13 protein-coding genes are annotated in these 12,363 nt (G+C 68.0%); 2 read left to right on the plus strand and 11 right to left on the minus strand.

Annotation, left to right across the window (positions count from 1 at the left end):
• Positions 1-6: 6 nt before the first annotated feature.
• The 7 genes from rlmB to AB0F17_RS24750 form a co-directional block, all read right to left on the minus strand.
• On the minus strand, positions 7-966 hold the full coding sequence (rlmB, locus tag AB0F17_RS24720; protein WP_358026766.1) for a 23S rRNA (guanosine(2251)-2'-O)-methyltransferase RlmB: 960 nt from the start codon (positions 964-966) through the stop codon (positions 7-9).
• A gap of 333 nt (positions 967-1,299) precedes the next feature.
• Complete coding sequence (locus AB0F17_RS24725) at positions 1,300-2,505, minus strand: MFS transporter (RefSeq protein WP_358026769.1); 1,206 nt, start codon at positions 2,503-2,505, stop codon at positions 1,300-1,302.
• Between the two features lie 269 nt (positions 2,506-2,774).
• Positions 2,775-3,461: a winged helix-turn-helix transcriptional regulator gene (locus tag AB0F17_RS24730; RefSeq protein WP_358026771.1), complete on the minus strand. Its 687-nt coding sequence runs from the start codon at positions 3,459-3,461 to the stop codon at positions 2,775-2,777.
• Positions 3,462-3,470: 9 nt separating this feature from the next.
• On the minus strand, positions 3,471-4,433 hold the full coding sequence (locus AB0F17_RS24735; RefSeq protein WP_358026773.1) for an alpha/beta hydrolase: 963 nt from the start codon (positions 4,431-4,433) through the stop codon (positions 3,471-3,473).
• Positions 4,430-5,791 carry an LLM class flavin-dependent oxidoreductase gene (locus AB0F17_RS24740; RefSeq protein WP_358026776.1) on the minus strand — a complete coding sequence of 454 codons (1,362 nt, stop codon included), beginning with the start codon at positions 5,789-5,791 and terminating at the stop codon, positions 4,430-4,432. Before AB0F17_RS24740 ends, AB0F17_RS24735 begins: the two co-directional genes overlap by 4 nt.
• A 44-nt stretch (positions 5,792-5,835) precedes the next feature.
• Entirely contained in the window at positions 5,836-7,227 is a 1,392-nt protein-coding gene (cysS, locus tag AB0F17_RS24745; RefSeq protein WP_358026779.1) for a cysteine--tRNA ligase, read from the minus strand.
• Positions 7,228-7,270: 43 nt separating this feature from the next.
• Entirely contained in the window at positions 7,271-7,657 is a 387-nt protein-coding gene (locus AB0F17_RS24750; RefSeq protein WP_358026781.1) for a PPOX class F420-dependent oxidoreductase, read from the minus strand.
• A gap of 52 nt (positions 7,658-7,709) precedes the next feature.
• On the opposite strand from AB0F17_RS24750, the gene AB0F17_RS24755 reads away from it, so the two are divergent.
• A complete protein-coding gene (locus AB0F17_RS24755) occupies positions 7,710-9,548 on the plus strand; it encodes a DUF2637 domain-containing protein (protein WP_358026784.1) in 1,839 nt (612 codons plus the stop codon).
• A 106-nt stretch (positions 9,549-9,654) separates the two neighbouring features.
• Here AB0F17_RS24755 and AB0F17_RS24760 read toward each other — a convergent pair whose 3' ends face one another.
• The 4 genes from AB0F17_RS24760 to AB0F17_RS24775 form a co-directional block, all read right to left on the minus strand.
• On the minus strand, positions 9,655-9,930 hold the full coding sequence (locus tag AB0F17_RS24760; protein ID WP_358026787.1) for a GlsB/YeaQ/YmgE family stress response membrane protein: 276 nt from the start codon (positions 9,928-9,930) through the stop codon (positions 9,655-9,657).
• Between the two features lie 94 nt (positions 9,931-10,024).
• Positions 10,025-10,312: a GlsB/YeaQ/YmgE family stress response membrane protein gene (locus AB0F17_RS24765; protein WP_358026790.1), complete on the minus strand. Its 288-nt coding sequence runs from the start codon at positions 10,310-10,312 to the stop codon at positions 10,025-10,027.
• Positions 10,313-10,538: 226 nt separating this feature from the next.
• On the minus strand, positions 10,539-10,994 hold the full coding sequence (gene ispF / locus AB0F17_RS24770; RefSeq protein ID WP_358026793.1) for a 2-C-methyl-D-erythritol 2,4-cyclodiphosphate synthase: 456 nt from the start codon (positions 10,992-10,994) through the stop codon (positions 10,539-10,541).
• A 17-nt stretch (positions 10,995-11,011) separates the two neighbouring features.
• Complete coding sequence (locus AB0F17_RS24775; protein WP_189141336.1) at positions 11,012-11,494, minus strand: CarD family transcriptional regulator; 483 nt, start codon at positions 11,492-11,494, stop codon at positions 11,012-11,014.
• A gap of 241 nt (positions 11,495-11,735) precedes the next feature.
• On the opposite strand from AB0F17_RS24775, the gene AB0F17_RS24780 reads away from it, so the two are divergent.
• On the plus strand, positions 11,736-12,320 hold the full coding sequence (locus AB0F17_RS24780; RefSeq protein WP_358026796.1) for a copper chaperone PCu(A)C: 585 nt from the start codon (positions 11,736-11,738) through the stop codon (positions 12,318-12,320).
• The last annotated feature ends 43 nt before the right edge of the window (positions 12,321-12,363 follow it).

The raw sequence follows: 12,363 nt of genomic DNA on the forward strand, positions 1-12,363 counted from the left end.
AGACGGTCAACGGCGCCGATGACGAGCGACCTCGTACAACGCCACGCCGGCCGCCACCCCCGCGTTCAACGACTCCGCAGCCGCCCGCATAGGAATCCGTGCCACAACGTCGCAATGCTCCCGCACCAGCCGCGACAAGCCCTTGCCCTCGGACCCCACCACGATCACCAGCGGCTCGCCCAGCAGGTCGACATCACCGATGTCCGCACTGCCTTCGCCGTCGAGCCCGATCACGAACAGTCCAGCCTCCCGATACTCCCGCAACGCGGCCGTGAGGTTGGCCGCCCGCGCCACGCGCAGGTTGGCCAGCGTACCCGCGGACGTCTTCCACGCCCCGCCCGTCACGCCAGCCGAACGCCGCGACGGAATCAGCATCCCGTGCGCCCCGAAGGCAGTCGCTGAACGCGCGATAGCGCCTAGGTTGCGCGGATCGGTGACCCCGTCGAGCGCTATGACCAACGGCACTTCTGCCGCGTCCTGCGCCAATTCGATCAGTTCAGAAGGGTGCGCGTAGTCGTAAGCGGGGATCTGGAGCACGATCCCCTGGTGAACGGCACCCTCAGTGAGCCGGTCAAGCTTTTCGCGGGTCGATTCGAGCAGCGCGATGCCTCGCTCCGTCGCGACCTTGATCGCGTCGCGTACGCGGTCATCGGCCTCGATGCGCTGCGCGACATACAGCGCGTTGGCCGGCACCCCGGCGACCAGCGCCTCGAGCACCGGGTTGCGTCCGCCGATGTGTTCGGGCGCGTCCTCGGAACGCCGCTGCCGAGCCGGGCCGGGCCGCTGCCCACCTCGCTCTTCACGGGCGACCCGCTCGGTACGGGCCTTGTCCTTGAACCAGTGACGCATCTCCGCAGGCGGGGTGGAACCCTTGCCCTCGAGCCCGCGGCGCCCCTGCCCACCGGTGCCCTTGGACGGGCCCTTCTTCTTCGCGGGCCTGCCCGATGCCCTACCCCCAGCTGCCATGGCATCAAGGGTACTCGGGCCACCACCCACCTCACGCCTCACTCAAGATCACAACCCCTAGAACACGCTCTCGTACGCGTACGACCTGCATGCCCAGAACTGCAGGACCGGCACCTGACCTTGCTCCAGTGATGTCGTGCGCTATGAACCCTGGTGCGCTGTACAGCTGTTGCTGTGAGGTACGCACAGGGCGACGGGTTGACCGCTGCCAAGAGGACAGCCGCGGCCAGACAGCCGCGGCCGGGCACGGGTCCGGGGAGACGACGGCCCACTGCAGGATCGGCCGCAGGTGATCGATGGCCGCCCCAACGACACCAGGCTGGTTCTCGACTGTCACATGGAGCGCTCAGTCTGCTGTGCGGGTGACCTGGCTTGGTGCGCGGCAACGACCATGACGATGACGGAGGTCAGGGCGATGCCGGCGCCGACGTACAGCGGCGCGGCATAGCCGAGGCCCGCGGTGATGGCCAGGCCCCCGAGCCAGGCGCCAAGGGCGTTGCCGATGTTGGACGCGGACACGTTGGCGCTGGCGGCCAGTGCCGCCCCGTGGGCGAAGTCGGTGACGCGAATGATCATGCCGGGCACACTGGCGAACCCGAACAGCCCCATCAGAAACACCAGTACCACCGACGCGGTGGCACTGCCGGCCAGCAGACCGAACATGCCCAGGGTGATCGTGAGTCCGAGTAAGGCGAGGACCAGAGCGCGGTCACGGTCCCGGTCGGCCGCTCGCCCGCCGATCAGGTTCCCGACGACCAGACCGACGCCGTACACCATCAGCAACCAGGCGACATCCGCCGAGGAGAAGCCGCCGACCTCGGTGAACGTGTAGGCGATGTAGCTGAACGCGCCGAACATCCCGCCATAGCTGAGCGCGGTGGCCGTCAGGGTCAGCCAGACCTGCCAAGACCGGAACGCACGAAACTGCGCCCGCAAGCCGCTGGGCGGTATCGGATCGGAGTCGCCCGTCGCTGTCGGCCGCCGCGTCTCTCCCGCCCAGCCGGGAACGAAAGCGGCGATTCCCGCCAGCGCGAGCACGCCGATTCCGGTGACCGCCCAGAAGGCCGCTCTCCAGCCCCAGCGTTCACCGACCAGCGCGCCGAACGGCACGCCCAGCACGTTCGCCACCGTCAGCCCGGCGAACATGACCGCCACCGCGCGGGCCTTCTTCTCCGGCGCGACCAGACTGCGAGCGACCAGCGAACCGATACCGAAGAACGAACCGTGGCACAACGCCGCGACGATCCGCCCAAACAGCATCACCGGATAGCTCGGCGCGACAGCGGACAACAGGTTGCCGATGACGAACAACGCCACCAAGCCGACCAGGATCCCCTTACGAGGCAACCGCGCCGTCGCCGCGGTCAGCGCGATCGCGCCGATCGCGACGCTCAACGCGTACCCGGAGATCAGCCAGCCCGCTGCCGCCTCGGACACCGCGAAACTCGACGCCACCTGCGGCAGCAGCCCGGCGATCAAGAACTCGGTCAGCCCGATGCCGAAACCGCCGAGTGCCAGCGCGATAAGTCCCCTCGGCATCCGTCGCTCTCCGATCGCGCGCCCAACAAGTCACGGGATACGGCGCTTCCTACCGTGGCGGGTGGATCGCCCGGATCCCGAAACGCACACATTTAGCCCGATTCCGGACCGCGCGGCGCCGAGGCCCCACTATGTCATCACGGGGTGCGAAGAGTTCGTACGGGCGTCCGTCGCCTGAAATACACGGATTCACGAAGTACGCGGAGCAGCACATCACAGCCCCCCGAATCACGAGCAGCGAACCACCCGACTAATCCCTGAATCCCCAGCTAAGAAGCCCCTTGCCCACCCGTCCGAGCCTCCGGCTGAGGGAACCGGAACAGCCCGTGCAACCTTCCCAAAGCCGGAAGATCACCAAATGCCCGAGCAGCCCCGCTCTTGATCGCGTCACCAAGCGTCGTCTTCCCCTCCCCCATCTCCACCAGAACATCGTCATCCATCTCAATAACCGCATCCGGCCGCTGAGCGGGTCCGTGTACCGTCTCGATCGTCCCGTCATCGATCCGAGCGTGAAAAACCTCATCGCCGACCCGGAACTCGTACACCGTCCGCATCCCCACCGCCGCCTCCGGATCAAAGCCGACCCGCAACGCCAGCACCGCCCACCCTGCGTGGAACGCCTCCCCTTCGCGACGCTCCCCCATCGCCCACTTCATGCCCCACCGCGCCAGAGCCAGCACCGCAGGCGCCAGCTCTTCACCGGCTTCGGTCAGGGCGTAAGCAGGTGTACGTGCCGGCGCAGGCAACACGATCTTGCGCACCAGCCCCTCGCGCTCGAGATGCTTCATCCGAGCCGCCAGCAGCCCGGTGCCCAGTCCGCGAAGGCTGTGCTGCAGATCCCCGAACCGCTTCGGCCCGGTCAGCAGCTCGCGCACGAGCAGCAGCGTCCACCGCTCGCCGACGAGGTCCAGGGTCCGGGCAGTGGCACAGAACTGGTTGTACGATCGCTGATCCACTTCAACATTCTAAGCTTCGAGCTTCCTGTTTCTGAACCTCGCACTCAGAAGTACGCCAGCAACAGCACCCGGATCAGTGAGCATCACATCATGCGGCCCGTCCAGCGCGACGGTCCGATACCCGACCGCCTCGGCGAACCTGTCGAAGGCGAAAGTCTGCGGCCTGCAGTAGACCGCCGTCCCAGGAACCCGATCGACGGCCCCGGTCAGGCGCGTGCCTTCGATGAAGGTACGCAGCGGCTGCGGACGCAACCGTTCCTGGAGCCACTGAGCGTCGTCCGGATCGGTGATGCCGAAGAGCGCCGGCACGGGAGCGGGCACCTGCCAGCCCTCAGGCGAACTCCTGGCAGAGGTACGAGCCGAGGCCCCCTGACCGGTGGGCTCCGCCGAATCCTGGACGAACTTCACGAACCCTTCGGGAGCCAGGCTGAACATGCTGTCCCCATCTGCCCCAGCCCAGCCCTCAACCATGATCACATGGTCAACGAGTTCGGGACGGAGGTCGGCTGCCTGCCGCACCACCAACCCCGCGTAACTGTGCCCAACCAGCACCACACCGCCACCAGCATGCGCATCAGCCACGTGCTGGGTCTCACGGATGTCAGCGTCGTGATGACCCTCACGAACACCAGCGTTGCGACGCGTCTCAGGACCAGTGCCGACGCCCGTGCCCGTGCCCATGCCCGTGTCGGCGCCCATACCCGTGCCGGTGCCGGTGCCCATGCCGGCGCCAGTGCCCATGCCGGCGCCAGTGCCCACCCCGGTGCCGGTGCCAGTGCCCACCCTGGTGCCAGTGCCCGCAGCGGCGAGTGCGGCGACGACCTGTGCCACATGGTCGTGCAACCCCACGTCCCGACCGTACGCGAGGTCAGGAACGATGGTTCGCGCTCCAGCACGTCCGAGCAACGGAATGACGCGATCCCAAGCCCAGGGACCATGCCAAGCACCGGCGACCAGCACAAAGGTGGTCACGAGCAGACCTCCACATGCAGCCTCGGCAGCACCCGCTCGGCGAACTCCTCCAAGGCCCCGCGATAGTCATCGACCGCGAACCGGATCACCACATGCCGCACCCCAGCCAACGCATACGAGTTCAACCAATCGACCGCATCATCCGCAGATCCCGCGAACGTGGCCTGAATGGACTCGATGAACTCGAGCGGCGCGTTGTAGTACCGCTCAATACTGGTCCGCAGTCGGCCTCGCGCCCGCTCGGGGTCCTCATCGAGACAGACCGTCGCATACAACGCAGGCGTGACCACGCCCACCCTCTCACCCAAACCAGGCTCGACCAAGGACCCCGCCTCGCTCGGCACAGGGCAGTGCGGAAGTGACCCACCGACAACCGCATGGACTCCAGAAGCCGCCGCCTCACCCGCAACAGGGCCGCTCGGAAGCGCCACATCGGCAGTCGCGTGAGCGCCGCGAGTCGACGACTCGCCGGACGCGGGACCGCGCAGGCGTGCCACCTCCTGGACCACGCCCCATTCATCGGCGTACGTCTGGCTTGTCGGCGGATAAGGGAGCCACCCATCGGCCAGTCGTCCCACGCGCCGCAGCGCAGCCGCGCCGCTTCCCGCCAGCCAGATCGGCGGCCCTCCTACCTGTGCGGGCTTGGGTTCCAGCGTCACGTCGTGGAAGGCGAAATGCGTCCCCTGGTACGACACCGTCGCACCCGCCCCGTGTTCGATGACCTCGGCCACTTCGAATGCGCGGTCGCTGCGGCCCGAGTACTCGAAGTCGATGACACGGACGTCGGTCCCGTCCCACAGGTAGTTGGCCAGGTTGGCGTCACCGGTGCCGAACACCGCAGTGCCCAGCCGCGCCAGCAGCTCCGCCAACCTCGGTTGTTCCACCCAGTTCGCCGCCTCGCGAAGCGCGTCCGCGACCGCGTCTGCGGACGCGGTCGTGGACGCGGGCGTGAGCGTGAGCGTGGACGCGGGGTCTCCGTCAGAAGGCGCCGTCGCGGACCACGCTCGCACTTGCTGGAGGTGTTCTACCGGATGGCCGGCACGCGCGGGGAGCCGCTCCAGCACGGGCTGAGGGACCGCCTGCTGGACTCTCGTGACGGCCTCGGCCAATGCGCCGGCCAAGTGCCCCCGGATCGGTTCGTGCACGGAGGCACCGCCATGTCGAGACATCACCACCGTCGGCGGATCAGCAGCCAAATCGGCGGTCAGCGGGGCGGGCGCCAGACCGGGCGCGTACTGGTTGAGCAACTCCAGGGCGCGCCATTCCCGCTCGGGCTGGCCATGGTCCGTCGAACGGTATCGCTTGACGACCACATCGAACCGCACGTCGATCGAGTGAGTGCTCGCCCGGCCGCCCATGCACCTGCTGATCCTGCTGATCCTGCCGAGGGCTACGGAGAGGGCTAGCGGGACAGCTCCCAACGAGCCCCATGCGGAGTGTCCTCCACCGTGACCCCGGCCGCCGCCAACTGGTCCCTGATCGCGTCGGCCGCCGCATAGTCCTTACGCGCCCGAGCCGCCTTACGCTGCTCCAGCGCCACAGCGACGAGCGCGTCGACCACCGGCTTGAGGTCGGACTTCGCGGAGCGCCACTGCGGTGAACGCGGATCGAGACCCAGCACGTCGAGCATGTTCTGGGTTTCGGCCAGGAGCCGGGCCACCGCTTCCTTGTCGCCTCTGGACAGTGCCACGTTGCCCTCGCGCACCACCTCGTGCACGACCGCGAGCGCCTGCGGGGTGCCCAGGTCGTCGTCGAGCGCGTCGGTGAACGCCTGGGGCAGCGGCGCGTCGGCGTCGACGTCGTGGATCACTTCGGCGGCTCGGGTCACGAAGCCCTCGATGCGCTGGTAGGCGGCCGCGGCCTCCCGCAGCGCCTCCTCCGAGTAGTCGATCGGCGAACGGTAGTGCGGTGCCGCGAGGTAGTAACGCAGCTCCACCGGGCGCACCTTCTGCACCATCTCCGGGATCAGCAGCGAGTTGCCGAGCGACTTGCTCATCTTCTCGGCGCCGATCTTGACCAGGCCGTTGTGCATCCAGTAGCGGGCGAAGCCGTCGCCGGCCGCCTGGGACTGGGCGAGCTCGTTTTCGTGGTGCGGGAAGATCAGGTCGAGGCCGCCGCCGTGGATGTCGAACGTCGCGTCGAGGTATTTGGTCGCCATGGCCGAGCACTCCAGGTGCCAGCCGGGACGGCCGAGGCCCCAGGGGGTCGGCCAGGTCGGCTCGCCGGGCTTGGCGCCCTTCCAGAGGGCGAAGTCGCGCGGGTCGCGCTTGCACGACTCGTCGTCGGTGTCGGCCGCCGGTCGCATGTTGGCCAGCTTCTGGTTGGAGAGCGTGCCGTAGCGGTCCTCGTAGGAGACGACGTCGAAGTAGACGTCGCCGCCCGACGCGTAGGCGTGGCCGCGGTCGATGAGCCGCTGCATCAGGACGATCATCTCGGGCACGTGACCGGTCGCGCGGGGCTCGACGGTCGGGGGCAGGCAGCCGAGAGTGTCGTACGCCCAGGTGAAGGCGCGCTGGTTGCGCTCGGCGACCGTGAACCAGGGGACGCCCTCCTCGGCGGCCACCCGAATGATCTTGTCGTCGATATCGGTGACGTTGCGGCAGAACGTCACCTCATATCCGCAACGCATCAGCCAGCGGCGCAACACGTCGAAGTTGACCCCCGAGCGGATGTGCCCGACGTGCGGGGGAGCCTGCACGGTCGCCCCACACAGGTAGATCGACGCCCGGCCGGCTTCGACCGGAACGAATTGGCGAGTGGCGCGTGCGCTGGTGTCGTAGATGTGCAGGCTCACGAAAGAAAGGCTAACGCCTACGCCACCATCGCAGGCCCTTTAATCACTCACGCATGGTGACCTTCTCTGGCCTTATCCGGACAATTAGTCGCTCAACTCCTGGCTTGTCCTCCCAGGGCTTACCGGTGTACTTGACCGAGAGCTCCTGGATGAGGTCGCCCGCGGGGTCGTCCTCCATGGTCACGTGACCGCGCACCTCGGCGTAGCGGTATGGGTTCGCCGGGTCGATGATGAGCAGGCTGGCCCGGGGGTCGCGGTCGAAGTTGCGCGGCTTGCGCCGGCCCTTGGCGGTGGAGAAAAGCACGTCGTCTCCATCCGTACGCACCCATACGACCGTCGACTGCGGCCCGCCGTCGGGATTGAGGCTGGTCACCGTCGCGTAGTTGGGCCCGTCGAACAGCTCGCGCACGCCCTCTGAGAGCTCGGCCATGTATCTCCCTTGATCGGTCCTGACCACCATTCTTCTGTAGGCTCGAACCGCCATGGACGTGACTCCCCCTTCTACGCTCCGACGCCTGGGCATCGCCCTCGCCGGTCTCGCGGTGGCCGGCCTCACGGCGGTCGCCTGCGTGCTCTCCTTCGACGACCTGCGGGCACTGGCCATCCGCGGCCAGTCCCGACCCGACCTCGCCTTCCTCTATCCGGCCGGCTTCGACGCGCTCCTGGTCGTCGCGCTGATCGGCGTCCTCCTGCTGCGCTCGGCCCATCTGCTGGTACGCGCCCAGGCGGCGGTCGTGCTGGTCCTGCTCATCGTGGCCGCCGCCGCGTCGAACGTCGCGCCGGCGCTCCAGATCCAGTTCGACGTACCACCTCTCGCGGTGGGGGTGGCGGTCGCCCCGTGGGTCATGCTGGCGCTCGCCCTCTGGCTGTGGTTACTGCTCATCAAGCACGTTCAGGGCCGCAGGACGTCCATGGACGACGATGACGACGGTACGGCCGAGCAGGACATCGTGCCCTTCCACCGGGGCCGCCCCGCCGACACGCCGCCGCCGCTCACCAAACCGCTGCACCCCGTGCTGGAGACCACACCGGTCGTCGGCCCCACAGCCGCTCCAGAAACCCCGCCCATCTCCGCCCAGGTGACCCGCTGGCCCGCCACCCCGGACCGGGAGCCGGACACCGCACCGGCGCAGCAGCCGGCACGCAGCCCCGAACCGACCCGCCAGACGGAACGGGCCCAGCAGGCAGAGCGGGCCCAGCAGACGGAGCGGGCCCAGCAGACGGAGCGGGCCCACCGGTCAGAACGCGACGCCGGGCCGGGAGCCCGCTCCGGGGCGCGTGGCGAGCCTGACGCCCTGGAGCCGGAGTTCGAGGACCGTCGCGAGCGTGAGGCGCTGACAGAGTCGGCAGCGCCACCACGCCCGCAGCGCGACCGGTCGCCTGAGCCGGATCCCCGCGCTCAGGCCCGCAGAGGGGACGATGCCCAGCGAGCGAGTCCGGCCTCGCGGGCTACCGCGCCGTGGCAAGAGCCAGAGCCGAGCAGCCGTACCGAGCCAGGCGCCCGCACTGAGCCAGGCGGATGGACTGAGCCGAGCGCACGCACCGAGCCAGGTGAACACACCGAGCCAGGCGGATGGACTGAGCCGGGCGCACGCACCGAGCCAGGTGAACACACCGAGCCAGGTGAACGCATGGAGGCGGGCGGGCGCGCGGGATCGAGCGGGCGCACAGGGTCGCAATCCGCCGACGCTCCCACGCGGGCGCCAAAGCTCCGCCGTGGCCTCCGCAAGCGCGCTCAGGAACCCACCTTCGAAGAACCCCGCCCGGACCCGGAACCCCGCCCCAGCCCAGCGCCCGAGCCAGCCCCGGAGACAAACCACCGTGAGGCAGGCCACCGCGAGGCAGGCCACCGCGACGCAGGCCACCGCGACGCAGGACCCGAGACAGGCGGAGAATCACGGCCCGACACTGCCCGGGAACCACGGCCAGAAGCCGCAGCCCACACCCCACAGCCAGAAGCAGAGCCGGAGCCTGAGTTGAAGCGCCCCGTGCGCTGGGGTGATCGGATCAAGCCGACCGACGTCCTGGTCCACCCCCGCACCCCCACCGTCTCCGACCGAGACACCGACACCCAACCGGTCCGCGTCTTCAGCGACATCCCGGACACCCCAGCCCGCACCAGCCAGACCGCCGAGCCGGCCGCGCCCGCCAACCCCGACCCCGACCACGGCCCGGAAGCCGCCGACCCCGCCGAGGACGCCACCGCCCGATCCAGTCCGCTGGAAGACCGGGACCTGGAGGACACCGCCCCGCACCCGGTCATAGAAGACGACGCCCCCTCAGGCAGGCTCCGCAGCACCCCCCTCCCCCCGGAGGGATGAGCCGAGGACGCAGAAGACCCGCCCGGTGTGAGCACCGGGCGGGTCTTCGCGTACCGTCCCGCGCCGAAGGGGATTCGGCACAGTCGCGGAACCGTCTAGCCATCGTCTAAACGTTCGTACCACTGCCCCGCTTCAGCCCAGCCACGAGCCCGACGCCGACAATGGCGAGAACGACCTGCATGACCAGTTCGATCCAGTCGATGCCATTGGTGGTGGCGACGCCGAGGACCTGGGCGATGAGTGTGCCCACCAGGGCGGCGACGATACCGACGACGATGGTGAGGATCCACCCGATGGCCTGTCTGCCGGGAAGCAGCAGACGACCGAGGGCGCCGATCACGGCGCCGATCACGATGGCGCCAAGGATGGACTGGATTGTCATGACCAAACCTCCCAGTGAGAGTGAGCCGTTCACTCTCGAGGGAGATCAGTACCCGGCCATGGACGAATATTCGCGGTTGACGCGAAACGGCAGGTCAGATCGGAGTTCCTCCGGTTCGGCCGGTTCTCCCGGTGGTTATCTTGGTGACGATCAGGACTCCGATGACGGCCAGGACGAGCTGGAGTATGTGTTCGATCCAGTCGATGCCCCTGGTGTCGGCCCAGCCGAATGCCTGGGCGACGAGCGTGCCGACCAGAGCCGCCACGATGCCGACGATCAGCGTCAGGCCTATGGACATGTTCTGCTTGCCGGGCACTATCAGCCGGGCCAGCGCTCCGACAATGGCGCCGATGACGACCGCGGATACAATCGCGCCGATCATGTGTTGCTCCCCCCGAAGACGTTCCACATGTCTACGAAGGACTTACCCGACATATCGGGAAGCTACCCATGGGAAGGCGGCGATCCGTACCGCGCCAGTAACGGACCGCCGCCCCGTTCGACTCGGCGGGCCGGAGGCAGCACCCGCCGGGATACCCTCAACGGATCCCGCAAGAAGACGCGGCAGTGCGGCTGAAGGTTGACCAAGCGCTGGAGAAGAACAAGCGCTAGAGCAGAACGAGCGCGGTCGCGATGGCCGCCACCCCTTCGCCGCGCCCGGTCAGCCCGAGCCCGTCGGTGGTGGTCGCGCTGACGCTCACAGGCGCCCCCAGAGCGGCGCTGAGCGCCTTCTCGGCCTCTGTACGCCGAGGAGCCAGCTTGGGCCGGTTACCGATGACCTGAAGGGCCACGTTGCCGATCTCGAAGCCCGCCGAACGCACCTGGCGCGCGGCCTCCTCCAGCAGGGTGACACCCGAGGCGCCCGCCCAGCGTGGATCGACGGTGCCGAACAGGCCGCCGAGATCACCGAGTCCGGCGGCGGACAGCAGGGCGTCGCAGGCCGCGTGCGCGGCGGCATCGCCGTCGGAATGGCCCGCGAGTCCGATCTCGCCCGGCCAGTACAGGCCGGCGAGATGCAGGTCTCGCCCTGAAACGAACGGGTGGACGTCGACCCCGACGCCCACCCGTGGAAGTTTCGTGTTCAGGAGTTGAGAACCTCGTCGAGCAAGGCTTCCGCCTTGTCCTCATTGGTCTTCTCGGCGAGGGCCAGCTCACTCACCAAGATCTGACGGGCCTTGGCGAGCATGCGCTTCTCACCGGCGGACAGGCCGCGCTCGCGGTCCCTCCGCCAAAGATCCCGGACCACCTCGGCGACCTTGTTGACATCGCCGGACGCGAGCTTCTCGAGATTGGCCTTATAGCGCCGGGACCAGTTGGTCGGCTCCTCGGTGTGCGGCATCCGAAGAACATCGAAAACCTTCTCAAGGCCTTCCTGGCCGACAACATCGCGCACGCCGACGAGTTCCGCGTTTTCAGCTGGCACCTGGACGGTAAGGTCGCCCTTGTCGACCTTGAGCACCAGGTAGGTCTTTTCCTCACCCTTGATGGATCGCTTCGTGATTGCTTCGATCCGAGCAGCCCCATGGTGGGGGTAGACGACAGTGTCGCCGACCTGGAAAGTCATGTGACAAGTACCCCTTCCGCTGTACTCCAGAGTACCACGCATCCGCAGGCTCCCGGAACAGTGAAATCATCATAACTGCAGGTCAAAGCGGCATATTGGGGGTTGACAAGCGGTCAACTCTATGAATCGCATATGCGGGCATAGCTAATGACCTGCAGGGGTGCGGATATGACCATGGATTCGGGTGGATATGGTGGGCGCTGCCCTACACGCATGTGCAAGACCCTAGGAGAACCCGCTCGTGAGCCGCCGCCGCTGGATTGTCGCCGCCGCCGTCTTCCTGGCTGCCCCTGTGCTAGCCGGTTGTTCGGCTGGATTCGACGCCAACACCAACAAGCCGTATGCACCCAATGAGGCAGGGGTTCTCTTCGATCAGGCGAAGAACTACGGCATGCACGGCATCCAGATCCCCCAGGCGTTCATCCTCGGCCCCGACTCCGGCGCGCAGCTCGCCTGGCGCGGCTCCGCCCCGGTCTACCTGAACATCCTCAACACCAACGGCGCCCCCGACACACTCACGGCGGTCAGCGCCGGCACCATGGCCGGCGTGAAGGTGACGGCGCCGATCCAGTTGCCGAGCAACCAGCTCGTCAACACCGGCAAGCCGAGCCCCCAGATCATGCTGGAAGGCATCTCCAGGGCCCTCAGAGGCGGCGAGAGCATCCGTCTGGACCTCCAGTTCGCCAACGCCGGGGTCGTGTCCATGAACGTCCCTGTGGTCACGCGCAGCCGCGAGTTCAAGGACTACCCGCCGGCGCCCAACGCGACCGCCGCGCCGACGCCTTCGCCCTCGGCCTCCGCCGAGGCCACCGAAGCGGCCCACTGACAAAGCGGGAGCCCCGGTACGTACCGGGGCTCCCGTCAGCTCG

Source organism: Nonomuraea sp. NPDC026600 (genome assembly GCF_040638335.1).
In the GTDB taxonomy this organism is placed as follows: Bacteria; Actinomycetota; Actinomycetes; order Streptosporangiales; family Streptosporangiaceae; genus Nonomuraea.